At 53.6% G+C, this 25,731-nt stretch carries 21 protein-coding genes and 1 pseudogene; 18 read left to right on the top strand and 4 right to left on the bottom strand.

What is annotated here, in order from left to right:
• Nucleotides 1-23: 23 nt before the first annotated feature.
• Nucleotides 24-965, top strand: a complete 942-nt coding sequence (gene mdh / locus PVA01S_RS17940; RefSeq protein WP_127608743.1) for a malate dehydrogenase — start codon at nucleotides 24-26, stop codon at nucleotides 963-965.
• A 181-nt stretch (nucleotides 966-1,146) separates the two neighbouring features.
• Nucleotides 1,147-1,575, top strand: coding sequence for a hypothetical protein (locus tag PVA01S_RS17935; protein ID WP_054797442.1), 429 nt, complete (start codon nucleotides 1,147-1,149; stop codon nucleotides 1,573-1,575).
• An 80-nt stretch (nucleotides 1,576-1,655) separates the two neighbouring features.
• Here the strand turns inward: PVA01S_RS17935 and yfbR are convergent, their stop codons facing one another.
• Nucleotides 1,656-2,240 carry a 5'-deoxynucleotidase gene (gene yfbR, locus PVA01S_RS17930; protein WP_127608742.1) on the bottom strand — a complete coding sequence of 195 codons (585 nt, stop codon included), beginning with the start codon at nucleotides 2,238-2,240 and terminating at the stop codon, nucleotides 1,656-1,658.
• Nucleotides 2,241-2,486: 246 nt separating this feature from the next.
• Between yfbR and PVA01S_RS17925 the strand changes: the two genes are divergently transcribed.
• The 4 genes from PVA01S_RS17925 (at nucleotide 2,487) to PVA01S_RS17910 (ending at nucleotide 7,747) form a co-directional block, all read left to right on the top strand.
• Entirely contained in the window at nucleotides 2,487-4,034 is a 1,548-nt protein-coding gene (locus tag PVA01S_RS17925) for a fumarate hydratase (RefSeq protein WP_127608741.1), read from the top strand.
• A gap of 18 nt (nucleotides 4,035-4,052) precedes the next feature.
• Nucleotides 4,053-5,027, top strand: a complete 975-nt coding sequence (locus PVA01S_RS17920) for a bile acid:sodium symporter family protein (RefSeq protein WP_127608740.1) — start codon at nucleotides 4,053-4,055, stop codon at nucleotides 5,025-5,027.
• An 85-nt stretch (nucleotides 5,028-5,112) separates the two neighbouring features.
• Nucleotides 5,113-6,915, top strand: coding sequence for a two-component system histidine kinase PnpS (gene pnpS / locus PVA01S_RS17915; RefSeq protein WP_127608739.1), 1,803 nt, complete (start codon nucleotides 5,113-5,115; stop codon nucleotides 6,913-6,915).
• Nucleotides 6,916-7,021: 106 nt separating this feature from the next.
• Nucleotides 7,022-7,747 (top strand): response regulator transcription factor, encoded by a 726-nt coding sequence (locus tag PVA01S_RS17910; RefSeq protein WP_127608738.1) that lies wholly within the window; start codon nucleotides 7,022-7,024, stop codon nucleotides 7,745-7,747.
• Between the two features lie 108 nt (nucleotides 7,748-7,855).
• Here PVA01S_RS17910 and PVA01S_RS17905 read toward each other — a convergent pair.
• Nucleotides 7,856-8,902, bottom strand: a pseudogene (locus PVA01S_RS17905) (transposase).
• A gap of 289 nt (nucleotides 8,903-9,191) precedes the next feature.
• Here PVA01S_RS17905 and PVA01S_RS17900 point away from each other — a divergent pair.
• The gene (locus PVA01S_RS17900) at nucleotides 9,192-10,280 is read left to right on the top strand and encodes a Gfo/Idh/MocA family protein (protein WP_127608737.1); all 1,089 of its coding nucleotides are present in this window, start codon (nucleotides 9,192-9,194) and stop codon (nucleotides 10,278-10,280) included.
• Between the two features lie 150 nt (nucleotides 10,281-10,430).
• On the opposite strand, the gene PVA01S_RS17895 is transcribed toward PVA01S_RS17900, so the two are convergent.
• The gene (locus tag PVA01S_RS17895; RefSeq protein WP_127608736.1) at nucleotides 10,431-12,407 is read right to left on the bottom strand and encodes a methyl-accepting chemotaxis protein; all 1,977 of its coding nucleotides are present in this window, start codon (nucleotides 12,405-12,407) and stop codon (nucleotides 10,431-10,433) included.
• 253 nt (nucleotides 12,408-12,660) lie between these two features.
• On the opposite strand from PVA01S_RS17895, the gene PVA01S_RS17890 reads away from it, so the two are divergent.
• The 6 genes from PVA01S_RS17890 to PVA01S_RS17865 all read left to right on the top strand — a co-directional run bounded on the left by PVA01S_RS17890 (nucleotide 12,661) and on the right by PVA01S_RS17865 (nucleotide 19,054).
• On the top strand, nucleotides 12,661-13,641 hold the full coding sequence (locus tag PVA01S_RS17890) for a PstS family phosphate ABC transporter substrate-binding protein (protein WP_230876342.1): 981 nt from the start codon (nucleotides 12,661-12,663) through the stop codon (nucleotides 13,639-13,641).
• Nucleotides 13,642-13,747: 106 nt separating this feature from the next.
• The gene (pstC, locus tag PVA01S_RS17885; protein WP_127608734.1) at nucleotides 13,748-14,677 is read left to right on the top strand and encodes a phosphate ABC transporter permease subunit PstC; all 930 of its coding nucleotides are present in this window, start codon (nucleotides 13,748-13,750) and stop codon (nucleotides 14,675-14,677) included.
• Nucleotides 14,677-15,546 carry a phosphate ABC transporter permease PstA gene (gene pstA / locus PVA01S_RS17880; protein ID WP_127608733.1) on the top strand — a complete coding sequence of 290 codons (870 nt, stop codon included), beginning with the start codon at nucleotides 14,677-14,679 and terminating at the stop codon, nucleotides 15,544-15,546. Before pstC ends, pstA begins: the two co-directional genes overlap by 1 nt.
• A 25-nt stretch (nucleotides 15,547-15,571) precedes the next feature.
• Entirely contained in the window at nucleotides 15,572-16,327 is a 756-nt protein-coding gene (gene pstB, locus PVA01S_RS17875) for a phosphate ABC transporter ATP-binding protein PstB (RefSeq protein ID WP_127608732.1), read from the top strand.
• A gap of 31 nt (nucleotides 16,328-16,358) precedes the next feature.
• Entirely contained in the window at nucleotides 16,359-17,018 is a 660-nt protein-coding gene (phoU, locus tag PVA01S_RS17870; RefSeq protein ID WP_127608731.1) for a phosphate signaling complex protein PhoU, read from the top strand.
• A gap of 194 nt (nucleotides 17,019-17,212) precedes the next feature.
• On the top strand, nucleotides 17,213-19,054 hold the full coding sequence (locus tag PVA01S_RS17865) for a GGDEF domain-containing protein (RefSeq protein WP_164751885.1): 1,842 nt from the start codon (nucleotides 17,213-17,215) through the stop codon (nucleotides 19,052-19,054).
• On the opposite strand, the gene PVA01S_RS17860 is transcribed toward PVA01S_RS17865, so the two are convergent.
• Nucleotides 19,030-19,797, bottom strand: a complete 768-nt coding sequence (locus tag PVA01S_RS17860) for an HAD family hydrolase (RefSeq protein ID WP_127608729.1) — start codon at nucleotides 19,795-19,797, stop codon at nucleotides 19,030-19,032. The two genes, PVA01S_RS17865 and PVA01S_RS17860, sit on opposite strands and share 25 nt — an antisense overlap.
• Before the next feature lie 180 nt (nucleotides 19,798-19,977).
• Here PVA01S_RS17860 and polA point away from each other — a divergent pair, with 180 nt between their 5' ends.
• From polA to PVA01S_RS17835, 5 genes are all read left to right on the top strand, one after another.
• On the top strand, nucleotides 19,978-22,713 hold the full coding sequence (polA, locus tag PVA01S_RS17855) for a DNA polymerase I (RefSeq protein ID WP_127608728.1): 2,736 nt from the start codon (nucleotides 19,978-19,980) through the stop codon (nucleotides 22,711-22,713).
• Between the two features lie 19 nt (nucleotides 22,714-22,732).
• On the top strand, nucleotides 22,733-23,596 hold the full coding sequence (gene mutM, locus PVA01S_RS17850) for a DNA-formamidopyrimidine glycosylase (protein ID WP_127608727.1): 864 nt from the start codon (nucleotides 22,733-22,735) through the stop codon (nucleotides 23,594-23,596).
• 159 nt (nucleotides 23,597-23,755) lie between these two features.
• Nucleotides 23,756-24,469: a sporulation membrane protein YtaF gene (gene ytaF, locus PVA01S_RS17845; RefSeq protein WP_127608726.1), complete on the top strand. Its 714-nt coding sequence runs from the start codon at nucleotides 23,756-23,758 to the stop codon at nucleotides 24,467-24,469.
• 39 nt (nucleotides 24,470-24,508) lie between these two features.
• The gene (gene coaE / locus PVA01S_RS17840; protein ID WP_054797453.1) at nucleotides 24,509-25,105 is read left to right on the top strand and encodes a dephospho-CoA kinase; all 597 of its coding nucleotides are present in this window, start codon (nucleotides 24,509-24,511) and stop codon (nucleotides 25,103-25,105) included.
• A complete protein-coding gene (locus tag PVA01S_RS17835) occupies nucleotides 25,102-25,677 on the top strand; it encodes a lytic transglycosylase domain-containing protein (RefSeq protein WP_127608725.1) in 576 nt (191 codons plus the stop codon). The genes coaE and PVA01S_RS17835 overlap by 4 nt, the downstream gene beginning before the upstream one ends.
• The last annotated feature ends 54 nt before the right edge of the window (nucleotides 25,678-25,731 follow it).

Here is a 25,731-nt window from a genome sequence, read left to right as displayed (position 1 = left end):
AATAATTTCGGGAGGGATTCATCATGGCTATTCAACGTAAAAAAATTACGGTCGTCGGCGCAGGCTTCACAGGCGCGACAACTGCGCTGATGCTGGCACAGAAAGAGCTTGGCGACGTCGTATTGCTCGACATCCCGCAGCTTGAGAACCCAACCAAAGGGAAAGCGCTCGACATGCTCGAAGCTTCTCCGGTACAAGGCTTCGACGCGAACATCGTCGGCACGTCCAACTACGACGATTCCGCGAACTCCGACATCGTCATCATCACGGCCGGTATCGCTCGGAAGCCGGGCATGAGCCGCGACGACCTCGTGAACACGAACGCAGGTATCGTGAAGTCCGTTTGTGAGAACGTGAAAAGAACTAGCCCAGAATCGATCGTTATCATCCTCAGCAACCCGGTTGATGCCATGACTTACGTTGCTTATGAAACGCTCGGCTTCCCGAAAAATCGTGTCATTGGCCAATCCGGCGTACTCGACACTGCGCGTTACTGCACATTCATCGCACAAGAACTGAACGTATCCGTTGAAGACGTTCGCGGCTTCGTTCTCGGCGGCCACGGCGACGACATGGTTCCGCTCGTTCGTTACTCCAACGTCGGCGGAATTCCGATTGAGAAATTGATCCCGGCTGAGCGCATCGAGGCGATCGTGAAGCGCACGCGCACAGGCGGCGGCGAAATCGTCAACCTGCTCGGCAACGGCTCCGCGTACTACGCGCCGGCTGCTTCGCTCGTGCAAATGACGGAAGCGATCCTGAAAGACAAAAAACGCATCATTCCTTCGATCGCTTTGCTTCAAGGCGAGTACGGCTACGACAACCTGTTCATGGGCGTGCCGACCTTGCTTGGCGGCAACGGCATCGAGAAAGTATTTGAGCTCGAGCTGCTTCCGGAAGAAAAAGCGGCTCTCGACAAATCGGCCGATTCCGTACGCAACGTCATCAAAGTTGTCACGATCTAATCGTCGTTACGCATCACCAACCGATCGCAATCTACCGTTCCAACGGAGATTGCGATTTTTTTTGGGACAAACGTTACCGGATAACGAATGTCCGCTGAAGCGGGACGGGGGCCGTTTGCTACGCGCTAGGTCATCCGTTATACTAGGTATTAAGAATAGGTATAGGGAGGCAAGCCGTCGTATGCTGCAAGTGCTGCTGTACATTCATGTTGTAAGCGCAATTTTGATGGGAATTTATTTGGTGCTGCCGTTTCTCCTCAATCGTGTGGATAAGCTGCAGTCGGGGGCGTCGCAATTCGGTTTTCTTAGCGTCCTGTTTACGACGAACCGCGTCGGGCAATTCGCTCTGATTTTATCGTTTCTAACCGGGGGATATTTGGTCAGCAAAGCCGATTATTCGATCGTCTGGATGGTGCTCGCGGTTGTCTTGTTCCTCGGCATCGCCGCGTTGTCGGGCATCATGGGCAAGCGTATGCGCCTTGCGCTGAAAGAGTCATCCGGCAGCGCGATTAAACCTCAGCTCGGCTCGATCAAAACGTTGGCGCTGATTAACGGCGTATTGTTTTTCTTGACCGTCACTTTGATGAATTTCCCGAATTGGTTCGCTTAATAGCGCCATCAAAGAAAGACCAGACTCGTGCAGTCTGGTCTTTCTTCGTCGTCGGTATCGTCCGCCTCGGGGTGAGTGGTCTACAGCTCGTCGATCGTCTTCTCGAAGCTCGGAGCCATATGCTCCAGAAAGTAATTCAGCTCCGGCATGCTGATGGACGCCATCGTATCTTCGATCTGCTTCTTCGCCGTCGTAAATTCACGGTTTCCGGCGGATAGCTCGGTGACGCATTTCAAATAAGCGTCGAGCAGGTCGGCGGCTTTCACGTACTTTTTATATTCCGAAAGCTCCGTATTTTTCTTCGGATCAATCAGCGGATCGTAGACGGCGCGCAGCGAATCGGGAATCATATCCAGCAGCCGATCGGCGGCCAGCTGTTCGATCTCGCGGAAATTGGATAAAATTTTCGGATTGTGATGCTTCACCGGGGTCGGAATGTCGCCGGTAAACACTTCGGTCGCATCGTGAAACAGCGCCATGCTGACGATACGGTCCGTCGGCACCTTCCGGTCGTATACGTCGTTGGCAATCGTGCACAGCACGTGCGTCAGGATGGCGACATGAAACGAATGCTCCGCAACGTTTTCCTTCATCACGTTACGCATCAGGCTCCAACGCTCAATATAGCGGAGACGGTACATATACGCAAAAAAATGGCTTTCCATGCAATCATCATCCCAGTCTGTTTAATGGCGTCAAACTTGCCGCACAACGAATTATACACGATACGGAGCCGGAATGCCCTAGCCAAATTATTAAAAGCTGGTGACCTGTTGCCGAAAGCCCCGGACCGCTGCATGAAACCTATGAAAACAAGGTGCTAGCAGGCGTACGTGTATGGTATGATAGAGTTATATGCTTAGATGTCCAAACATAAGGTTTTCAGCCACCGAAAGGAGTTTTATCCCATCATGCAGCAATTTCAAGAGAGCATTTATAAACTGATCGTCGAAACGTCTACAAACCTTCCGGCCGACGTCCGTGAAGCTATCCAGGAAGCGCGATTGAAGGAAGATGCGGGCACGCGGTCCGCGTTGTCGTTGTCGACGATCGCTGACAACATCCGGATGGCGGAGTGCAACGTGTCGCCGATTTGCCAAGATACGGGGATGCCGACGTTCATCGTACATACCCCTGTGGGGGCGAATCAGATCGAGATGAAGAAAGCGATCATTGAAGCGGTAGCCAAAGCGACGAAGGACAGCAAGCTGCGTACGAACTCCGTGGATTCGTTGACAGGCGCGAACAGTGGCGATAACATCGGACCCGGCACGCCGGTCATTCATTTTGAGCAATGGGAACGTCCGGAAATCGAAGCGAAGCTGATTCTGAAGGGCGGCGGCTGCGAGAACAAAAACATTCAGTACAGCCTGCCGACCGAGCTCGAAGGACTCGGTAAAGCGGGTCGTGACCTGGACGGTATCCGTAAATGCATCATGCACGCCGTCTACCAAGCGCAGGGACAGGGCTGTAGCGCGGGTTTCATCGGCGTAGGCATCGGCGGCGACCGGACGACCGGTTATGAGCTGGCGAAGCATCAATTGTTCCGTGCCGTAGACGATGTGAACCCGAACGAAGAGCTGCGCAAGCTTGAAGATTACGTGATGGAGAACGCCAATAAACTCGGAATCGGGACGATGGGCTTCGGCGGTCAAGTATCGCTGCTCGGCTGTAAAGTGGGCGTCATGAACCGGCTTCCGGCCAGCTTCTACGTGTCGGTGGCCTATAACTGCTGGGCGTTCCGCCGTCAAGGCGTGCTGATCGATCCGAGCACGGGCGACATCACCGAATGGGTATACCGCAGAGGCAATGAGCTGCCGATGGAGAAGGACGAGCCGGTCAAGGACGCCGCGGCTTCGGCTGACAGCGGCGAACGCCGTGAAATCGTGCTGCAAACGCCGATCTCGGAAGAACAAATTCGTTCGCTTCGCGTAGGCGACGTCGTCATTATCAACGGACCGATGCACACCGGACGCGACGCGCTGCACAAATATTTGATGGATCACGACTCGCCGATCGATCTGAACGGTGCGGTTATTTATCATTGCGGTCCGGTCATGGCAAAGGACGGCGAAGGGAACTGGGTCGTGAAAGCAGCAGGACCGACAACCAGTATCCGCGAGGAGCCGTATCAAGGCGACATCATTAAGAAATTCGGCATCCGTGCGGTCATCGGCAAGGGCGGTATGGGCGCGAAGACGTTGAAGGCGCTGCAGGAGCATGGTGGCGTCTATTTGAACGCCATAGGCGGAGCGGCTCAATATTATGCCGAATGTTTCAAGAAGGTGGAAGGCGTGGACTTCCTTGAGTTCGGTATCCCGGAAGCGATGTGGCATTTGCAAACCGAAGGGTTTGCCGCGATCGTCACGATGGATTCACACGGCAACAGCCTGCATGCCGATGTCGAGAACGACTCGCGCGCGAAACTCGCTCAATTCAAAGAGCCCGTTTTCGTATAATCAGGAAGACGGACCGACATGAACCAGATAGGGAATCGTCTCAATACGTTCATTGAAACCTATTTATTTCTCTTAACCCCGGTATCGTTGATACTCGGGTTTCTTTTATCTGAGCAGTTCAAATCCGGGGTCGGCGCCATTCCGCTGCTGTTCGCTTATTTGACGTTCGTGATGGCGTCGGGCTGCAGCATCAAGCAAATCCGCGAAGCGCTGCGCATGCCCGGTACGATACTGCTGACGTTCGTGATGACGCATATTGCGGCGCCCCTGGTCGCTTATGCGCTGAGCGCCGCTGTTTTCGGGGCGGATTCGCCTTACGTCGTAGGCTTCGTGCTGTTCGCGATCATTCCGCTCGGCGTGTCCTCGGTCCTCTGGGTATCGCTGTCCCGAGGTCACGTGCCGTTTACGCTGGCCATGATCGTGATCGACACGGCGCTGAGCCCGCTTGTCATTCCTGGCGCACTGGAGTTTCTGTTCGGCGCATCGATCGAGCTCGACCACGCCGGCATGCTGCTCGACCTGGTCATGATCGTCGTTGCTCCGACGCTGCTCGGCATCCTGGTGAATGAGTTGTCCCGCTACCGGTTCAAGGCGTGGTCGGCGCCTTTCTGCGGCCCGACCTCCAAGCTCGCCCTGTGCGTGGTCATTCTGATTAATGCGGCGGCCATTACCCCGCATGTGGTGGAACTGAAAGGCGATTTGCTGGCAGTCCTGCCGCTGGTCGTCATCCTGGTGGCCCTTTGCTACGGCATCGGGCTTGCCGGATCGCTCTGGCTGCGGAAGCCGGAGATGTTGGTCACACTGACGTACGTGTCCGGCATGCGGAATATTTCGCTCGGCCTCGTGCTGGCGCTCGCGTATTTCAGTCCACTGACGGCGGTGCCGGTCGTGCTGTCGATCCTTTTTCAACAGCCGTTTGCGACCATCAACAGTTTGTTTATGAAAAAATTCATGGCGTCGCGCCTTTACAATAAATTAACTGGCGTTTCCTGACCAAAGCCGTTAGGATAAGGAGTAAAATGTTTGGGACGGACAAGCGGACATCCGCATGCCCGAGCTTGGAGGGAAGCTTTACAGGATGAATAAGTTCCGTGCGCGACTGACCTTCATTTTTATCGCCTTGATTGGCTCGAGCGTGCTGTTGGCCGGTATTTTCATGGCGCGAATGCTGCAGCAGTCGAATATCGATTCGTTAAAAGTAAATATGGAACGCGAGCTGCGCATCATTATGACGACGGTCGAGTGGAAGGCCTCCGGCTTTGCTTCCATGGAAGAAAGGTTTCAATATTTCAACGGGAAGGCATTGATGCTGAAGCAATCGGCCGATGCGCGTGTGACGTTCATTCAAGCGGACGGTACGGTGCTGGGCGATTCGGACAGCGATCCGAAAGGAATGGAGAATCACTCGGACCGCGAGGAGATTATTGCGGCGTCCCGGGACGGCATCGGGTATGCGACCCGGTTCAGCAGTACGCTCGGACGCAACATGCTGTATGCGGCTTTGCCGGTGAAGGCAGGCGATGAGAAGCTCGGTTATTTGCGTCTCGCGATGAGTTTAACTGAAGTGGAGCAATCGATCCGTAAAGTCTGGCTCGGTCTGCTCTCCGGTCTGCTGGTCGTGTTCGTGCTGGCCGGGCTGATCAGCTACCGGATCGCTTATGGGGTCACCCGGCCTATCGAGCTGATCACGAGCGTAGCCCAGCAAATTACGGACATGAACTACAAGTATAGGGTCAAGGTGAGCAAGAAAGATGAAATCGGGCAGCTCGGCATAGCCATTAACCGGATGGCTGACAGCTTGCAGCTGCAGATGAACCGGATTCTCGAGGACGAAAGCCGGTTGAAAAGCGTACTGGAGAACATGATCAGCGGCGTCGTCATGATCGATCGGGACGGTAACATCGTGCTGTTAAACCGTTCTGCCGAGGAGATTCTCGGATTCTCCGCGCCGGAGCTGCTAGGCAAGCGTTTTGATCAAGCGAAGCAGCAGTTCGAATTTACGCAGCTCATTCAAGAGTGCATCGATTCGAAGGCGCATATCCGCGACGAGATGGTATTTTATTTCCCGACCGAGCGTATCCTCGAAATCAACTTGAACCCCATCTCCGAAGTGAGCGCCAAGTGGTCGGGTCTGCTGATCGTCCTGCACGACATTACGGCGGTTCGCCGCCTGGAACGGATGCGCAGCGAGTTCGTCGCCAATGTGTCGCATGAGTTGAAGACGCCGATCGCGGCCGTGAAGGGCTTTGCCGAGACGCTGCTGGCGGGGGCCCTCGACGATAAGGAAACGGCGCGATCGTTTCTGCAGATCATCTTCGACGAGAGCGAACGTTTGAACCGCTTGATCGGCGATATTTTGGAGCTTTCGAAAATCGAATCGAAGCGGATTCCGCTCCATTTTTCACCGGTGCATCTGCAGTCGTTCATCGGGAACTGCCTGAATGTGCTGCGTTCACAGGCCATGAGCAAAGAGATTGAACTGCAAATGTCGGTTCCTGAAGACATCTATATGGAGGCGGATGAAGACCGGCTGCGGCAAATATTGATCAATCTGCTGTCCAACGGCATTAACTATACGCCGGAAGGCGGCAAAGTGAGCATTCGCGTCGAACATATGACGGGCGGTTCCGATGCGGTGGAGAGCGACAAGGTTCGTTTTACCATCACCGATACGGGAATCGGAATTCCAAAGAAGGACATTCCGCGTATCTTTGAACGGTTTTATCGGGTAGATAAAGCGAGGTCGCGAAGCTCAGGCGGGACGGGACTCGGTTTGTCAATTGTGAAACACTTGGTAGAGCTGCACAAGGGCACCATTCGCGTCGAAAGCGAGGTCGGCGTCGGGTCGAAGTTTATCATTGAGATGCCGCTGATACATTGATCTATTTCAATAGCGTGTTACGTTTTTAAAAGTTTTTCGGGTTTGTCAGCACGGACAGGCTATGTTAAGCTTAAAGTATATATAGATATGAAGTCGGGGGATTCCCATGCCGCAAAAAATACTTGTTATCGAAGACGAGCCTACGTTAGCAAGATTGCTGTCCTATAATTTAACCCAAGAAGGCTATGAAACCAAGGTCATCGATCACGGAAGCGACGGTTTGCAGGCAGCGCTGCAGCAGCAGTTCGATCTGATTGTGCTCGATATCATGCTTCCCGGGATGAACGGTTTTGATATTTTATCGAAGCTCCGGCAGAAGGGCAATAAGACGCCGGTTATCATTCTAACCGCACGTAATGCGGAAGAGGAAGTCGTGCAGGGGCTGAAGTACGGCGCAGACGATTACATCACGAAGCCGTTCGGTGTGGCCGAGCTGCTCGCCCGGGTATCCGCGGTGCTTCGCCGTACGATGTCGGAGGAAGCGGCTCACGAGAAGACGGGGAACGGCGAGAAGGTTATCATGGCCGGCGATTTGATGATTTACCCCGAGAAGTACGAGGTTGTTCTGGGCGGAGAATCGATTCCGCTGCGGCCCAAGGAGTTTGAGGTATTGCTGTATTTGGTGCAGCGGCCCGGGGTCGTCGTGACGCGGGACGATCTGATGAACATCGTCTGGGGCTTCGATTATATCGGCGGCCAGCGTACCGTCGACGTCCATGTCAGCTCCTTGCGCAAGAAGCTGGAGATGAACCAACAATCGGTGCAGATCGAATCGATACGCGGCGTGGGATATAAGCTCGTGACCACCCCGGTGAAGAAGGATAAGAGTTAGAGAAACGGCCCTAGTGAAGAGAGCCCTGCAAAATCCTCAATTTTGAGAAAACAAGTTCTCTGAATTGGTAAAAGTGATTGGAAAACTAAAAAAGCAGCTCGTTCCTCGTCAGAGGGCGGGCTGCTTTTGCTCTATTAACCTAACCATTCGTTTCACATTTACAACGAACGCAGTGAGATAGGCCTGTATTCGCATACGAAAAAGACCTCGATATTTGGCCCTTTCCATACCGTGGAACCTTTTCATCTCTGCGTTTTTATGTTCAATGATCGGCCTACGTTTAATCCGCTCTTTAAACGTATCACTTAGTTCGAACTCCATTTGTTCTTTGAAGTGCTCAGCAATGATTCGAATGGAGTATGTCTTGCTTTTGGACTCCGGTTTGTAGCAGCCCTCGCGCAACGGACATTCTTTGCACTTCTCTACGTCAAAGTAGAATACGAGCGAACGGCTGTTTCCAGTATTTTCCTTCGCGATATGCAATTTGTCGCTTATTGCCCCTTCATGGTCCGGCAACAACTCTTCTACCGTTTGACCAAGCTCGGCGAGATAGCGCAACATGACCTTCTCTGCATCTTCTTGCTCACTCTTGACTTTCGGCAAGGGAGGAAGCTTCTTCTCTAGCTTTGGATGCCGTTTTACCACAACACGAAATAGTCGTTTGGCTGCTTCCCGAAGCACGTTCAGCGGCTGTTGACGCTGGGTTGCTGCATGCGTATGCATGGCATCCATAATGATGGTTTTCGACTTGATGAGCCCTTTGTCGATGCACTGGCCTACTACTTGTTTAAGCACATCAGCCACTTGATTTACGCCAAGACGGTGGTTACGGAAACGTGAGAGTTGCGAAGCATCCGGCAATGCATCTTCCGGATTTACCCCGATAAACCATTTGTAAGCCAGGTTAACCTGCGCTTCTTGTATCATTCGCTCATCCGAAAGATTGTATAGGATCTGTAAAAATAGCAAGCGAAAAAGCAGCTCCGGCTCGTTTGCCGGTCTGCCTTAATGCTCACAATATGAATTTTTCACTAGCTCATGGATGAAACTGAAGTCCACAATACCGTGAATCTTCTTAAGTAGATGATCTTCCGGGATAAATTTATATAACTCCGCATGGAACGATGTGGTCATTTGCTTAGCCGAGTGTAGCAATTTTATTCAACTCTCTTTACTTTTCTTCCAGTATACAACAAACCCAATGCCTGCGCGGCATTGGGTTGTTTTTAACAGAATCTGTATTCGTTTTGCAGGGCCCTAGTGAAGGGGCCGTTTTTTTGCGGTAACAAAATATTTCCCGGGAAACGCCGCGCAGCGGCGCATGCCAAAATCGGATGCAAAGAAAGCCAAATACGCCATATCTTTTTCCTTGGACTTGTCTATACTAAATGTAAAGCGCCTTTATCGGCATTATACAAGCTATGTCCAGGGAGGAATATGAATTATGTCTAAAGTGTATAGAATCGGTATTATCGGCTGCGGCGGCATCGCATTCGGCAAACATATGCCTGCGCTTCAAAACCAGCCGAACGCTCAAATGGTCGCTTTCTGCGACATTCATGAGGATCGGGCCCGGGACGCGGCACAAAAATTCGGCACCGCTGAAGCGAAGGTGTACACCGATTACCGGGAGCTTCTGTCGGATTCGAGCCTGGATATCGTCCATATATGTACGCCTAACGATTCCCATGCCGATATTACGATCGCTTCGCTGGAATCGGGCAAGCACGTCATGTGTGAAAAGCCGATGGCCAAGACGGCGGCCGACGCAAGACGCATGGTCGAAGCGGCCAAACGAACCGGCAAAAAGCTGACGATCGGCTACCAAAACCGGTTCCGTCCGGATAGCCAATTCTTAAAGCAAGTATGCGAGGATGGAGAGCTCGGCGACATCTATTACGCCAAAGCGCATGCGATTCGCCGCCGCGCGGTGCCGACTTGGGGCGTGTTCCTCGACGAAGAGAAACAGGGCGGGGGACCGCTCATCGATATCGGGACGCACGCGCTTGACCTGACGCTCTGGATGATGGACAACTACAAGCCGAAAGCGGTACTGGGTACGGCGTTCCATAAGCTGTCGCAGAAGAAAAATGCGGCGAATGCCTGGGGATCCTGGGACCCGCAAAAGTTTACAGTTGAGGATTCGGCATTCGGGATGATTACGATGCAGAACGGCGCGACGATCGTACTGGAGTCGAGCTGGGCCATCAATATGCTGCAAACCGGGGAAGCCAAGACGACGCTTTGCGGTACGGAAGGCGGCGCCGATATGTGGGACGGCCTGCGCATCAACGGGGAGAAGCACAGCCGGTTGTTTACAAATGAAATCCAGCTTGATGCAAAAGGCGTAGACTTCTACGATGGAGCCAAAGAAAGTCCGGCCGATCTGGAAGCCCGGATGTGGCTGGAAGCGATCGAGAACGATACCGATCCGGTGGTCACGCCGGAGCAAGCTTGCGTCGTTTCGGAAATTCTAGAAGCGATTTACGAATCCTCCAAAACGGGCAAGGCCGTTTATTTCGAAGAAAAATAACGCAAAAAACGTACCGGAAGCAGACCATGCTTCGGTACGTTTTTTTTATTATCGGCGCCAGGAAGTTCGCTTTATGTCTCTTTGCCATCCGCCACCTCGCCCGAGGTTCAAGCCCCTGGCGGGGGGCAGCTCTGTGCGAATGAATCGGACCTATACCGTCACCAGCTTCTTCTTCTCCTCTTCGCTCTTCTCTTGCCCTTCGGCTTTCTCCGCTTCTTGGGTGTTCACTGTTGTCCGCTGAGGTTCCCTGAGGGCATCGTTTCGATCCATCCCCGGGTTAAATCCGCTTGCTGTCTCGGCGTTCGGGCGGTTTTCGCTCCCGCCGTTTCGCTCCTCCAGGGCCATGGCTTGCGCCTCCGGCGCTGCCGGATCGCCGTCCGTTGACGGTTCAGCCTCGCCGATCTTGAATTTGTTGATTTCCGTGAACAGCCACTGGGCCAGCTCCAAGATGTCGTCGGCTTCGCGGGCGATCTGGTGTATAGCCGCATCCTGCTGAAGCGAGGAGGAGTTGACTTCTTCGACACCGGCAGCCGTTTCCTGCGCGATGGCAGCGACATGCTGGATCGACTGAACGAGCTGGTTGTTTTTGTCCTCCGCCGCGGCGATACGCGAATGAATTTGTCCGATATGGCTGGAGAGCTCGTCCATCGATTGGCGAATTTCCTGGAAAGCCGCGAGGCTGTCGCTCATCTTTCCTTTCTGCTGTTCGAACGATTGCTTCGCTTCCCCCAGAGTTGCTTCAAGTTCTTTAATTTGTGTCATCAACGATTTGACGATGACGGCAATCGTCTTGGACGAATCATTCGTCTGCCCCGACAGCAGCCGCACTTCCTCGGCGATGACCGAGAAGCCTTTGCCGTGTACGCCGGCTCTGGCCGCTTCGATCGCGGCGTTCAACGCAAGCACATTCGTCTGCGTGGAAATATCCGAGATGGTGCCCACGATCTTGGCGATTTGCGCGGAGCTGCGCGATAACGTCTCCATAGCCTGATACACGTGATGAAGCACTTCTTCCGAGCGCCGCGCCGCGCTCTGCAGCTCTTCCATCGATTCCGAACCGGTATGCGTATTGATAGCCGCTTCGCGGCTCTTGCGCTGCATCGTGTCGGTGAACTTCGCGATATCGCGCACCTGCTCGTCCAGCTCGTTGATCGTCGTCGAGCTGAGCTCCGTATATTGCGCCTGCTGCTCGGCGCCTGCCGAAATTTCATGAATGGCGCGCACAATTTCCTTGTTGGCCAAGGCTGTCGAGCCCGAGAATTCGCGGAACATGCTGGAGTGCGTGGACAGCGACGAGGCGATGCGCTGCGAGTTTTGCAGCATCCCGCGAACTTGCCCGATCATATGATCGAAGTCGCGGCTCAGGTTGCCGAGCTCGTCGCGCGACGTGTTGTTGATCCGGCTCGTTAAATCGCCTTGGGCAATTTGCCTTACGGCTTTTTGCAAACGGCTGATCGGTCTCATGAAGGAGCGAATCAACAAGAAGGCCACACCTGCACTAACGACGAGAACAAGCAATACGGCTATTAAAGAGGTGTTCTGCGACTGCTTCACATATTCGTTCGAGCTGGAGATTGCCGCTTGTACATCGGATTCGTAAGCCTGGTTAAACTGATCGACCAGCTCGAAGATGTATTCCTTATGTACTTGCGACAGCTCGTGCACCTTGGCTAACTGCTCGTTCATCTCCACGGGAGACAAATTGGGGTTGCGGACAATCTGCAGGGCGGTGTTGAACGTAGCCGTATATTCGGTAGACGTGTTGGTCAGCTTAGCGCTCCATTTACGCTGGTCGCTGTTGGAGGCGCTGGATGCGATTTGTTCGACCAGCGTGTAAAAGTCTGCGCTCTTTTGTTCGAACTGGCCGATTAATTTCTCATCTTTGGAAATAATATATCCAGATTTAACGGCGTCGATCTCGTTCGTTTTGATTTTCAGCTCCAGAGCAAGCCGCTGCTTGTTCATTTCCGCATTCTGATGAAGCACTTGTTGATGAATGCCGTTCATTTGGCTTCTATTAAAGGCAGACACGGCGACAAAAATGAGCAGCAGGGCTGTAAAGCTAAGAATCAGTTTGGCTTTCAGCGTAAATTCGAGGCTAAGCCATGTTCGAATAGATGAAACCATTCGTTTCCCTCCCTGTAAGGTGTAATTTTCTATGACTATCGTACTATTCGAAAATTAAGCGATTGTACGAGAAATGTTAATTTCATGTAAATGTTTGTCGAATGAGGCAGCGTTCTTGCGGCACTTTGACGTTTCGTTGCAGAGATTTCGAGATTTTTTACATTGCGTTAACAAATGATTGAATTAGCGAAAACAATAAGGAGATAAGATTGTCATTGTGAGCGACAAACACAAATTTTAAGGAGTGGTCAAGTTGTTTAAGAAAAGCACGTTGGCGGTAACTGCGGCAGTAATGGCATTGTCTTTGGCGGCATGTGGTACTAAAGCAAACGAGAATACGCAAGGTGGCGCAACGCCGGCTCCTTCCGCAGCGACTCCGGCTCCAGCAGGTCTGAAGGGCGAGATCAAAATTGACGGTTCTTCCACCGTGTTCCCGATCTCCCAGGCTGTGGCCGAGGAGTTCATGAAGAAAAATAAAGATGTAAAAATTACAGTCGGCGAGTCCGGTTCCGGTAACGGCGCGAAGAAATTGATCGCTGGCGAAATCGATATCGCGGACATGTCCCGTAAGTTCAAAAAAGAAGAATTGGACGAATTGAAAACGAAACAAAGCACCGAAGCATTTGAAATGCCCGTGGCCTTGGATGGCATTACCGTTGTCGTAAACAAAAAGAACACGTTCGCGAAGGATATGACGGTCGAGGAATTGAAAAAGATTTGGAATAAAGACAGCAAATTGAAAAAATGGAACGAAGTTCGTCCGGAATGGCCGGATAAAGAAATCAAGTTGTACGGCCCAGGTACGGCTTCCGGTACGTTCGAATTCTTTACGGAAGCGATCAACGGCAAAGCAAAAGAATCCCGCGCGGACTACACGGCTTCCGAGGACGATAACGTACTTGTGAAGGGCGTAGCCGGCGATGAGTTTGCTCTCGGCTATTTCGGTTTCTCTTACTACAAAGAAAATGAAGATAAGTTGAATGCCGTTTCGATCAAAAAGGATGCGAACGCTCCGGCAGTAGCTCCGACTCACGAAACGATCGAAAAAATGACCTATGCGCCGCTTTCCCGTTACATCTTCGTGTATCCGACGAAGAAAGCGATCGATCAACCGCACATTAAAGAATTTTTGAAATATTACAACAGTGCGGAAGGCATGAAATTGGTTGAAGCCGTTAAGTATATCAAGCTTCCTCAAGATGTTTTGAACAAAAACCTGGAATTATTGAAATAATGAACCTGAATCTGTAAAAAAGTTTGGAAGCCGTGGCACTCCGGAGGTTCGCTGTGGAGTGCCGCGGTTTTCCGACTATTACTTGCTTTACACGGGGGGATAGTTTATGGACAAAAAAGTTTCGCCTCAATTGACAAAAGTAAATTATAAAAAGAAAAAAAACGTATTATCCTCCGATGTGCTGATACCCAAGATATTGGCCTTTTTTGCTGTTATTTCGATTATGACGACCGTCGGCATCGTGCTGATCCTCATCGTCGAATCGTTCGGCTTTTTCCGGGAAGTCCCGTTCTGGGAATTCATCAGCGGCATCCAGTGGACACCGCTGTTCGAGCCGCCGCAGTACGGCATTTTACCCCTGATCTCGGGTACGCTGCTCATTACGCTGATCGCCAGCGCCGTCGCCATCCCGATCGGGCTCGGCAGCGCCATTTATTTAAGCGAATATGCACCTGCAAAAGTGCGGAATATCGTCAAACCGATTCTGGAAATATTGGCGGGCATTCCGACGATCGTATACGGCTTCTTCGCCCTGACGTTCGTTACGCCTGTACTCCGGTTCATCATTCCGCAAACGGAAATATTCAATGCCCTTAGTGCGGGCATCGTTGTAGGAATCATGATTATTCCGATTATTTCCTCTTTAAGCGAAGACGCTATGGTTGCTGTGCCAACAGCGCTTCGCAACGGCGCTTACGCGCTTGGGTCGACCAGGTTGGAGGTAGCTTTGAAAATCGTCGTTCCGGCCGCTTTCTCCGGTATCGTCGCATCCTTCGTGCTCGGGTTGTCCCGTGCGATCGGCGAAACGATGATCGTGACACTGGCGGCGGGCAATATGGCTGTAATGGCCTATAATCCGCTGCAAAGCTTGCAAACGTTGACGGCTTATATCGTATCGGTCAGCTCTGGCGATACACGGTATGGATCAATCGAATATTTAACGATTTATGCAGTAGGGATGACGTTGTTCGTCATGACATTGGCTATGAATATTCTGGCAAGCTACATTTCCAGAAAGTTCAGGGAGGAATACTGATGGAAAGCCATAATGAACTTCAGCACATCAATAAACGCAAAAGCAAAAATAAACGTTTCCATCAGTTGTTTTTTGCATCCACCTGCTTCGGAATTGTTGCGCTTGCTTTATTGCTTATACAAATCTTATATCAAGGTCTCGGCTGGTTGGATTGGGACTTCCTGACCAACTATTCATCACGTATACCGGATCGGGCCGGCATTCTGGCCGCCTTCGTCGGTACGTTGTGGCTGATGGCGATTACGGCCCCTCTCACGTTCATCATCGGTGTCGCAACCGCGATTTACCTGGAGGAATATGCCAAAGACACTTTATTCAGCCGTATTATCCAAACGAACATCGCGAACCTCGCCGGCGTTCCCTCCATCGTGTACGGACTGCTCGGATTGACGGTTTTCGTCCGGCTGCTGCATTTGGAACGCAGTATCTTGTCCGGCGCGTTGACGATGACGCTGCTCGTGCTGCCGATTATTATCGTCTCCTCGCAGGAAGCGATCAAGACGGTGCCGCAGTCGCTGCGGAACGCTTCATTCGCGCTCGGCGCGAACCGCTGGCAGACGATCACCCGCGTGGTGCTGCCGACGGCCTTGCCGGGCATTCTAACCGGATCGATTCTGTCGTTGTCCCGGGCAATCGGAGAGACGGCTCCGCTTATCGTCGTCGGCGCGGTCGCTTACGTGGCTTTCTTGCCGCAATCGCCGATGGATACATTCACGGCAATGCCGATCCAGATTTTCAACTGGGCGAGCCAGCCGCAGGCGGAATTTCAGAACGTGGCCGCGGCAGGGATTATTTTATTGCTCATCATGCTGCTCAGCATGAATGCGTTCGCCATCTATTTGCGCAACAAGTATCAGAGGAAGCTGTAGAAGACCGTTCAGGAGGAGCCTAGAGATGACAACGATTGTAGATATAAAGCAGCTGGATTTATATTATTCCGAATTTCATGCGTTAAAGAAAGTGGACATGGAAATTTCCGAAAGCTCTGTCACCGCCTTCATCGGACCTTCCGGCTGCGGGAAGTCGACGCTGCTGCGGACGTTAAACCGGATGAACGATATGATCAAGGGCATCAGGATTGAAGGGAAAGTAGCCATCGACGGTCAAAATATTTACGACCCCGATGTGAATGTCGAGCTGCTGCGCAAAAACATCGGCATGGTATTCCAGCAGCCGAATCCTTTCCCGAAATCCATTTACGATAACATTGCGTATGGTCCGCGCATTCACGGCATAAAAGATAAAGAACAGCTCGATCACATCGTCGAGACGAGCTTGAAGGCGGCTGCGTTGTGGACCGAGGTCAGCGGCAACTTGAAAAAGTCGGCCTACGGTTTGTCCGGCGGCCAGCAGCAGCGGCTGTGCATCGCAAGAGCGCTCGCCGTGAACCCGCGCATTCTGCTGATGGACGAACCGACGTCCGCACTCGATCCGATCTCGACGCTGAAGATCGAAGAGCTGATCCGCGAGCTTCGCGAGAAATATACGATCGTTATCGTCACGCACAATATGCAGCAAGCCGCACGGATTTCCGACTTCACGTCCTTCTTCCTGAATGGCGAAGTGATCGAATCCGATCAAACGGAGAAAATTTTCACGACGCCGACCGACCAACGGACGGAAGATTATATTACAGGACGTTTCGGTTAATTACGACAACGATAATTAGGAGGAGTAGCGGATGGACACGAGGTCGAATTTTCATCAAGCGGTGGAGGATTTGCAGCAAGAACTGCTCAATATGGGCACTCTGGTAGAGAACAGCATCGAAGGAGCGGTTGAAGCGTTGGCGAAGCGGGACGAAACGCTGGCTAAGCAAACGATCGATCAAGACGATCAGATTGACGATAAGCTGCTGCAAATTGAAGAAAATTGCTTGCGCCTCATTGCGCTGCAGCAGCCGATGGCCAGCGATCTGCGGATCATCGGGACGGCGCTCAAAATCGCCGTCGACTTGGAGCGAATCGCCGATCACGCGGTCGATATCGCGAAGATCGCCCGGCGTCTGGCAGGCAAAGACCCGGTGAAACCGCTGGAAATCATCCCGAATATGGCGTTGATCGTTCGGGAAATGCTGAGCGAAAGCTTGCAATCGTACACGCAGCGGGACGTGCATCGCGCAGCGAGGCTCGCCGAACGCGACGACGAGGTCGATAAGCTGTACAGCTCGGTCGTGGAGGAGATCAACGGCCTCATGAACAGTGACTTGGCGCGCAACCGCGAGCTGTCGCAGCTGATGCTGGCCGCGCATTTCCTTGAGCGCGTCGCCGATCATACGACCAATATCGGCGAAGGCGTTATTTATATGGTTACGGGTAAGCGTAAAGATCTGAATGTTTGAGGAGAAGAGTACAGTTTTGGCCAACTGCCGAAGCTGTGCTTTTTTTTAATTTTCCGTTTAACCGGTGACGGATACAAGAAGCAATATTTTACAATATTTTAACATGCGCTGTCGTTTCCATTTAATACTAGGTTGAAGGTCCTATGTTATAGTGAATGTAGAATAAGACTACAATTCGATAAGTAGGGATGGATATGGCAGCAGACCGAAACTTGATCGAGTCGTCAGCGGAAGTGAGGCGAGCGCTGCGGGAAGAGCTTCTCGACCTGTTGCACTCGAAGAACATCCGCTCCGTGTATCAGCCCATCGTCTCCTTGAGCGACGGGGAGGTCCTCGGTTACGAGGCTTTAACGCGCGGACCGGAACGGAGTGCGCTTCATTCCCCGCTGTCGTTGTTTGAGTTGGCCGAACAAGAAGGCTTGTTGTACCCGCTCGATAGGCTGGCGCGGTCGAATGCGATCGGAAGCGTCACGCTGCGCAGCGGGAAGCAGCAGCTCTTTTTGAATTTGTCGGCGGACATCTTGAACGACCCTTTGTTTGCCCCGGGGCAAACGCTAGAGCTGCTGCGCCTTCGCGGTCTCACACCGGCTAACGTCGTGTTCGAAATTACGGAGCGCAGCTCGATTGAAGATTTTGAGAAGACCAAGCATATCCTGGATCACTACCGGAAGCAGGGCTACCGGATCGCCATCGACGATGCGGGGGCAGGTTACTCGTCGCTGCAGGCCATTGCCGAATTGCACCCGGATTATATCAAGGTGGACCGTTCTCTCGTCTCCGGCGTGCATCGGAACAAAACAAAGGAATATATCCTTGAAACGATGGTGACGTTCGCCGAGAAGCTCGGCGTCTATTTGATCGCCGAAGGGATAGAAACCGAGGAGGAGCTGACGAAGCTTACGCTGATGGGGGTCCATTACGGACAAGGTTTCTTGCTGGGACGTCCTGATAAGGAACCGGCGGATCTAACTCCCGAGCTTCGGCAGCATATTGTCTCACACCGCAAAAAACTCGAGATGTCAGGGCATGTGCTAAGCATCGGCGAGCTGAGTTCCCCCTCCCCGACGTTCGACGCCCAGACACCGATTTCGACCGTAGCCAATTACTTCAAAGAACATGTAAACGCCCAAGGTGTGGTGGTGACGACTGGGAGCGAGCCCGTCGGCCTTATTATGCGCGATCGGTTATTTCAGCAATTGGCCGGGCAATACGGCTATTCGCTCTTTTGGAATCGGCCGATCGATTCAATCATGGACGTTCGGCCCTTAATCGTTGAGGAGCATACGCCGGTAGAATGGGTTTCGCGGCTTGCCACATCCAGGGATATTCGTAATTTATACGATCTGGTCATCGTCACGTCGAAAGGCTGCATGCTTGGCACCGCCTCCATCCGCACCATTCTGGAATGCATGACGAATGTGAAGATGGAGAATGCCAAAGTCGCCAGTCCGCTTACCGGATTGCCCGGTAATTTACAGATTAACCGCGAGCTGAATCGGAGGCTGACCGAGGGCCGTCACTTCTCGGTCATTTATGCCGACCTCGATTACTTCAAATGGTTTAACGACCGTTACGGCTTTCATCAGGGCGACCAGTTGATTCAGTTTACGGCCGATTGCATTCAACAGGCGATCCACCTTGCCGGCATCCCGGATGACTTTGTCGGACATATCGGCGGTGACGATTTCATTGCCATGAGCGGCACCTCCAACCCGGAATTGTTATGTACGGACATCCTTCAGCGTTTTGACCGGGGCGTTCGGGCGTTTTATGAAGTAGACAACTGGTCTTACGTCGAAGACCGGCACGGCAATCGGATGGAGAGCGGTGGTGTGACATTGTCGTTAGCGCTGGTCGTCTGCAAGTCCGGGCTCGGCGTGACGCCCGAGCAAATTTCACAGGTCTCGGCCCGGCTGAAAAAGCTGTCCAAGGCGTATCGCGGCAGCGTGTATTACTGCGACTGCATCGGCTCGGAGGCGACGGCTCCCGCCGCTGATCCGCAGCCTGCGCATCACGGGAACAAATCGAGCATCTGATCCAGGCGCCGGATTAAATACACTTTTCTTTTTCCCAGCCGGTGCTGGGAAATTTTTTTGCCCTCCGCCGCGGAGTCTCTGTCCTCGTGCAGCCATACGGCGTCGAGCCCGGCTTTAACCGCTCCGCATACGTCGTGCTTCCACGAATTGCCGACCATGACGGCATGTCGCGGAGGGAGCTGCAGCGCCTGCAGCGCTGTCTTGAACAAGAGCGGGGCGGGCTTTTTGTCCGCCGGCTTGAGGGCGGTGTAGATGCGTTCCTGCGGAAAGAACGGATGCAGGCCGAACCTCTGGAGCAGCAGCATCACTTCGGCGCGCGGGCTGTTGCTGATGATCGCGAGCTTGCAGCGCGGAGCGAGCGCGGCAAGCGTTTCGAGCGTGTGCGGGGGCATGGTCTTGGCAGAGACCTGCAGCTGCAGCACTTCCTTCATAAAATCACGGGTCATCGCGGAGGAGAACGGAATCTGCTGTTCCTCGAACGCTTCGCGCAAGCATTGCTGCTGCAGTTCGTCAAGCTGCTTGAAGGTGGCGCGAGCCTTCTTGCGATGATGCCATTTGCCGATATAGGCCTGCCATAATTGCCCGGCATCCGGCGTGTCGTCAGTACTCCAACGGGCCGTGTAGCGGCTCCACACCTCGCGAAAACTGGCTTCAAAGCTGAGCCCCCGCACGACCAACGTCTGATTGACATCGAAGAATACGGCTTGCTTTCCGCTAAGCGGTTTGTCTTCAGTCACTTTCATCCCTCCGGTTTCCTGGCGCGATGCGAACGCAAAGCGCGGCTAGGAGCGAGTTAGTTCATTTTATGCGAGCTTAGCCCGGGTCACCCCTGTTCCGTCCGCTTTCGTTTATGTTTTTTTCTTCTGGAGTCGTATGCTATCATGTAGGTAGAAGGTAGTCTGCCTGCGAATGGGGTGTAATCGTTGTCCAAGCTTATTTTGATCGATGGAAATAGTATCGCGTATCGTGCGTTTTTTGCGCTTCCTCTGCTCAGCAACTCGAAAGGGCTGCACACGAACGCGGTTTACGGATTTACGACCATGTTATTGAGATTGTTAGAGGAACATCAGCCGTCGCACTTCCTTGTGGCGTTCGATGCGGGGAAGACGACGTTTCGGCATAAAGGTTATGCGGAATATAAAGGCGGGAGGGAGAAGACCCCGTCGGAATTGACCGAGCAATTCCCGCTGCTGCGGGAGCTGCTTGCTTCGTTCGGGATCAAACAGTTCGAACTGGAAGGATACGAGGCTGACGATATCATCGGTACGGTCACCCGGCTGGCCGAGGGTCAGGACGAGCTGAAGGAAGTCGTCGTCGTGACAGGGGATAAAGATATGCTGCAGCTCGCCTCCGACAAGGTTCATATCGCGTTAACGAGGAAGGGGATCAGCGAGATCGAGCTGTTCGACCCTGCTCATATCGACGAGAAGTATGGGCTGAAACCGCAGCAAATCATCGATTTGAAGGGACTCATGGGCGATACGTCCGATAATATTCCGGGCATTCCCGGGGTCGGCGAGAAGACGGCGCTCAAGCTGCTGCATGAATACGGGACCGTAGAAAACGTATTGGAGCATGCATCGCAGATCAAAGGCAAGATGGGCGAGAAGGTCGCCGCACATGCCGACGATGCGCGGATGAGCAAGGAGCTTGCGACCATATACCGCGAGGTGCCGGTCGATATGGAGCTCGATTCGCTCTCTTATGCGGGTTACGACAAGCAGGCGCTCGGGGAGATGTTCCGCAAGCTGGAATTCAAATCGCTGCTGGAACGGCTCGATTTGCATGGCGTCGGTGTCGGCGGAGACGAATCGTCTGAGAACGGGACCGAAGCGGCTCCGGCCGCTTCTGTGGAGACGGTGCGGGTATCCGGGCAGGCGCAGCTGGACAAGCTTATCGCTGCGCTGCCGCGCGTAAAAGCGCTCCACGTCGAAGTGATCGGAGACAATCCGCATACGGCCGAGGTGCTCGGCATCGCGTTCTATGAGGCGGACGATGCGGGAGGCTCCTCCGAAGCGCAGGAGGATTCCGGCGCCGAGTCAGGCCGCGTGCACTACGTTCCGTTCGACGTGCTGACGGGGGATGGCGCCGGCGAAGTTCGCGCCTGGCTGGCCGACGAAGGCAAGTCGATCACCGTGTACGACTTGCATAAGGCAGTCGTCGCTCTTTGGTGGAGAGGCATAAAGCTGCAGGGCGTGGCCTTCGACGTGCTGCTGGCCGGTTATTTGCTCGATCCGACCGAGTCTACGCTGACGCTGTCCGGTCTGACGTCGCGTTACGGCTTGCCGGCGCTGCCTGCCGACGAAGACGTGTTCGGCAAGGGGGCGAAGTTCCAGGTGCCGGAGCAGGACGTACTGGCCGGCTTCATGGGACGCAAGGCGGCAGCCGTGCAGCGGCTGACGCCGAAGCTGATGGCGGCCCTTGAGGCCAGCGAAATGCACGGGTTGTTCTACGAGCTTGAGCTCCCGCTTGCGCTTGTATTGGCTTCGATGGAGAAGAAGGGCATCAAGGTCGATACCGAGGAGCTGAAGGGGTACGGCGCCGAATTGAGCGGACGGGTCGAACAGATTATACAGAGCATCTATGAATCGGTCGGCACGGAATTCAACATCAATTCGCCGAAGCAGCTCGGCGAAATTTTGTTCGAGAAGCTGCAGCTGCCCGTTGTGAAGAAGACGAAGACCGGCTATTCCACCGACGCCGAGGTGCTCGAGAAGCTGCAGGACCGCCACCCGGTCGTTGCTCAAATTTTGCATTACCGCACGCTGGCGAAGCTGCAATCCACGTATGTGGAAGGGCTGCTGAAAGAGGTTCGGCCCGATACCGGCAAGGTGCACACGTACTACAGGCAGACGATCGCGGCTACGGGCAGGCTGAGCAGCCAATACCCGAACCTGCAGAACATCCCGATCCGTCTCGAAGAAGGACGCAAAATCCGCAAGGTGTTCGTGCCATCCGAACCGGGGTGGCGTATCTTGACGGCCGACTACTCGCAGATCGAGCTGCGCGTGCTCGCGCACATTTCACAGGATGCGCGGCTCATTGAAGCGTTCCGCAACAATATGGACATTCATACGAAGACGGCGATGGACGTGTTCGGCGTGGCGGAGGAGCAGGTCGACTCGAATATGCGCCGCCAAGCGAAAGCCGTTAACTTCGGCATCGTGTACGGCATCAGCGATTACGGCTTGTCGCAGAACCTGAACATTACCCGTAAAGACGCGGCTCAGTTTATCGAGCAATATTTTGCCGTGTTCCAGGGGGTTCGCCAATATATGGAAGATATTGTGAAGAAGGCGCGGACCGACGGCTACGTCACGACGCTGCTCCACCGCCGCCGCTATTTGCCGGAGATTACGGCGTCCAACTATAACATCCGTTCGTTCGCGGAACGAACCGCGATGAATTCGCCGATCCAGGGATCTGCCGCGGACATCATCAAGCTGGCTATGGTGCAGCTGGATCGGCGCATGCTGGAAGAAGGCGTGCGAAGCCGCTTGCTGCTGCAGGTACACGATGAATTGGTGCTTGAAGTGCCGGAAGAGGAACTGGAGTCGATGAAGCGCATGGTGGCGGAAGTCATGGAATCGGCGCTCCAGCTGGACGTGCCGCTTAAGGTCGACGTCGACAGCGGCACGAATTGGTACGAAGCGAAATAATCGGGAGGGACACAACATCATGCCGGAATTGCCTGAGGTCGAGACGGTCCGCCGCACGCTGCAGCAGCTTGTTGTAGGCAAAACCGTCGAACGGGTGACCGTCCGCTTGCCGCGGATCGTTCAGCATCCGGACGACATCGAAATTTTCGCCGCGCTGCTTGTTGGTGAAACGATCCGTTCGGTGGAGCGGCGCGGGAAATTTTTACGCTTCATCTTCGATCATTATACGCTCGTCTCCCATCTGCGGATGGAAGGCCGATACGGGGTTTACCGTTCAGACGAACCCCTTGAGCCGCATACGCATGTCGTGTTTCATTTCACGGATGGGAGCGAGCTGCGGTATAAAGATGTGCGACAGTTCGGCACGATGCATATTTTTGCCAAAGATCAGGATTTGCAGGAGGCGCCGCTGCGCAAGCTCGGTCTTGAGCCGCTCGACGAGGCGTTCACGCTGAAGGCGATGACCGACCGGCTCGCGAAGCGGACGACCAAAATTAAGCCGCTCCTGCTCAATCAGGAATACATTGTCGGCATCGGGAATATTTATGTGGATGAATCGTTGTTTAGGGCCGGCATCCATCCGGAGCGGGAAGCGAACTCGTTGTCCGCGTCCGAATGGGCCAAGCTGCATGAGGCGATTGTGTCGACGCTGCGCGATGCGGTAGCGGCCGGCGGCTCCTCGATCAAATCGTTCGTGAACGGACAAGGCGAGATTGGGATGTTTCAGCACCAGTTCAACATATACGGCCGTCAAGGAGAGCCTTGCCCTACTTGCGGGCAGCACATCGAGAAGAAGGTCGTGGCCGGACGCGGCACGCACTACTGCCCGAAGTGCCAGCCGTTGAAACGCAAACGCAGCTCGGGCGGCAAGACCAAAGCGTAACGGCGGCCGATTATGAACGAATGATGCACCACCCGCCCAGAACTCCCATATAGTAACCAGTGAGACGTTCGCGAGGTATAAGCTTTAGGGCTGACTGCGTCGTTGCACAACGATTGAACCGCCGCTAACTTCGACGGTTTCTAGCTGGGAGGAAAGAGCATGCTGCCGGTCTTTTCATTAATGCTGCTGGCGCTTGCCGTCAGTTTGGACGGTTTCGGCGTCGGCGTCACGTACGGGCTGCGCAAAATTCGGATACCGTTCTTGTCGGTGGCGATCATTTGCTGCGTCTCGGGCTTGATTATTTTGCTCTCGATGCAAATCGGCGTATGGATGAGCGGTTACGTTCATCCGAATGTCGCCAAGGATATCGGCGCTTTCATCTTGATGGGCATCGGTGTGTGGGCGCTGTATCAGCTGTTTATGCAAAAAAAGGATGAGGATCCAGGTCTGGATTCTAACGATGGAGAGGAATCCGTATCGGCAGCCGGGAGGTCTGAAGCAAGCGAGGCGCCGCCAGTTGCGGTCACGGCGAAAGAGATTGTGTACATCGAGCTGAAGCGATTCGGCCTGGTTATCCAAATCTTGCGGAAGCCGTCGATCGCCGATATGGACCGTTCCGGCAATATCTCGGCGTACGAGGCGACGCTGCTTGGTCTGGCACTGTCTCTGGATGCGTTTGGCGCAGGGATCGGGGCCGCGTTGATCGGCTTTACGCCCTGGCTCACAGCGGCAGTCATTACGCTGTCGAGCGGCATTTTTCTCGGATTCGGCTTGAGAATCGGGTTTCGGTACGCAGAGATGAAATGGGTTCGCCGGTTGTCGGTGCTGCCCGGATTTGTTTTGATCGTGATGGGCATCGTGAAATTGTTATAACTACGTTCTTGATATGGTGGAATAGGCAGGGATCTTACGATGAATATCGGATTAACCGGCGGCATCGCGTGCGGGAAAAGCACGGTGGCCGCCATGCTCGTCCGCCGCGGCGCACTGCTTGTCGATGCGGACCGCATCGCCCGTGAAGTGGTTGAGCCGGGCACGCCCGTGCTGGCGAAGGTCATTGAACGTTTCGGGGCTGATTTGCTGCAGGAGGACGGCTCGCTCAACCGCAAGAAGCTTGGCGAGCGTATCTTCGGCGACCCCGAGGCGCGCCGTGACTTGGAGGGTCTGCTGCATCCGTCCATTCGCGCAACGATGCGCGAGCGGATGCGGGCTTATGAGAATGAATTTCCGGACAGGCTGGTAGTCGTGGATATTCCGCTGCTGTACGAATCCGGCTTACAGTCGATGGTGGAGCGGGTCATGGTCGTGTACGTTCCGCGCGAAGTACAATTGATGCGGCTGATGGCTCGCGACGGGTTATCGCCGGAGCAAGCGGAGCAGCGGCTTCAATCGCAAATGCCGATTGAAGAGAAACGGCGACTGGCGGACATTGTCATCGATAATACAGGCTCGCTGGAAGAAACGGAAAAGCAAATCGAGGCGTTCTGGAAGGAAAGGGGGCTTACATGAAGTTTTGGCGCAAGAAGCGGGTATTCGCCATATTGCTGCTGACCTTTCTCATTTTTTTATTTTTGAGCAGCTCGTTCATCGGACGTCTATTGTACCCTATTCATTATGAAGACGACATTCGCCGGAACGCGTTTCAGTATGAGCTTGATCCGTTCTTGATTGCGGCAATCATCCGTGTTGAATCCAATTATAAGCCGGATACCGAATCGAATAAGGGGGCCTACGGCTTGATGCAGCTGATGCCCGACACTTCAAATTGGATTATCGAGAAAGCGCCGTTTGACACCGAGTATAAGAAAAAATTAGGCACCCCGGCGGTCAGCATCGAGCTCGGCTCGTGGTATTTGCACTGGATGGACAAACAATTCGGCGGAAATATGCATGCGATGATCGCGGGTTACAATGCGGGGCATGGCAAAGTCAGCCGATGGCTGCAGGAGAAGGCGTGGGACGGTACGTTACAGAACGCCAATCAAATTCCTTACGGTGAAACGAGACATTACATTCAACGCGTGATGTACTACTATAACAAATATCATAAACTGTACGGGGACGAATGGAGCCGGGGTTAGTCCCGACCTTTCAATGCAAAGAAGCATCGGACAGGCAGCCCTTGCGGGAGCCTT

This window comes from Paenibacillus validus NBRC 15382, from assembly GCF_004000985.1.
GTDB classification, from domain to species: domain Bacteria; phylum Bacillota; class Bacilli; order Paenibacillales; family NBRC-103111; genus Paenibacillus_G; species Paenibacillus_G validus.
The sequence above is the reverse complement of the archived record's forward strand: the minus strand, read 5'-3'. Positions and strand labels throughout refer to the sequence as shown.

What these genes read in the sequence shown, in the direction of transcription:
- mdh (WP_127608743.1), top strand. Translation starts at nt 24, where the DNA reads ATGGCTATTCAACGTAAAAAAATTACGGTCGTCGGCGCAGGCTTCACA.
- PVA01S_RS17935 (WP_054797442.1), top strand. Translation starts at nt 1,147, where the DNA reads ATGCTGCAAGTGCTGCTGTACATTCATGTTGTAAGCGCAATTTTGATG.
- yfbR (WP_127608742.1), bottom strand. Translation starts at nt 2,240, where the DNA reads ATGGAAAGCCATTTTTTTGCGTATATGTACCGTCTCCGCTATATTGAG.
- PVA01S_RS17925 (WP_127608741.1), top strand. Translation starts at nt 2,487, where the DNA reads ATGCAGCAATTTCAAGAGAGCATTTATAAACTGATCGTCGAAACGTCT.
- PVA01S_RS17920 (WP_127608740.1), top strand. Translation starts at nt 4,053, where the DNA reads ATGAACCAGATAGGGAATCGTCTCAATACGTTCATTGAAACCTATTTA.
- pnpS (WP_127608739.1), top strand. Translation starts at nt 5,113, where the DNA reads ATGAATAAGTTCCGTGCGCGACTGACCTTCATTTTTATCGCCTTGATT.
- PVA01S_RS17910 (WP_127608738.1), top strand. Translation starts at nt 7,022, where the DNA reads ATGCCGCAAAAAATACTTGTTATCGAAGACGAGCCTACGTTAGCAAGA.
- PVA01S_RS17900 (WP_127608737.1), top strand. Translation starts at nt 9,192, where the DNA reads ATGTCTAAAGTGTATAGAATCGGTATTATCGGCTGCGGCGGCATCGCA.
- PVA01S_RS17895 (WP_127608736.1), bottom strand. Translation starts at nt 12,407, where the DNA reads ATGGTTTCATCTATTCGAACATGGCTTAGCCTCGAATTTACGCTGAAA.
- pstC (WP_127608734.1), top strand. Translation starts at nt 13,748, where the DNA reads ATGGACAAAAAAGTTTCGCCTCAATTGACAAAAGTAAATTATAAAAAG.
- pstA (WP_127608733.1), top strand. Translation starts at nt 14,677, where the DNA reads ATGGAAAGCCATAATGAACTTCAGCACATCAATAAACGCAAAAGCAAA.
- pstB (WP_127608732.1), top strand. Translation starts at nt 15,572, where the DNA reads ATGACAACGATTGTAGATATAAAGCAGCTGGATTTATATTATTCCGAA.
- phoU (WP_127608731.1), top strand. Translation starts at nt 16,359, where the DNA reads ATGGACACGAGGTCGAATTTTCATCAAGCGGTGGAGGATTTGCAGCAA.
- PVA01S_RS17865 (WP_164751885.1), top strand. Translation starts at nt 17,213, where the DNA reads ATGGCAGCAGACCGAAACTTGATCGAGTCGTCAGCGGAAGTGAGGCGA.
- PVA01S_RS17860 (WP_127608729.1), bottom strand. Translation starts at nt 19,797, where the DNA reads ATGAAAGTGACTGAAGACAAACCGCTTAGCGGAAAGCAAGCCGTATTC.
- mutM (WP_127608727.1), top strand. Translation starts at nt 22,733, where the DNA reads ATGCCGGAATTGCCTGAGGTCGAGACGGTCCGCCGCACGCTGCAGCAG.
- ytaF (WP_127608726.1), top strand. Translation starts at nt 23,756, where the DNA reads ATGCTGCCGGTCTTTTCATTAATGCTGCTGGCGCTTGCCGTCAGTTTG.
- coaE (WP_054797453.1), top strand. Translation starts at nt 24,509, where the DNA reads ATGAATATCGGATTAACCGGCGGCATCGCGTGCGGGAAAAGCACGGTG.
- PVA01S_RS17835 (WP_127608725.1), top strand. Translation starts at nt 25,102, where the DNA reads ATGAAGTTTTGGCGCAAGAAGCGGGTATTCGCCATATTGCTGCTGACC.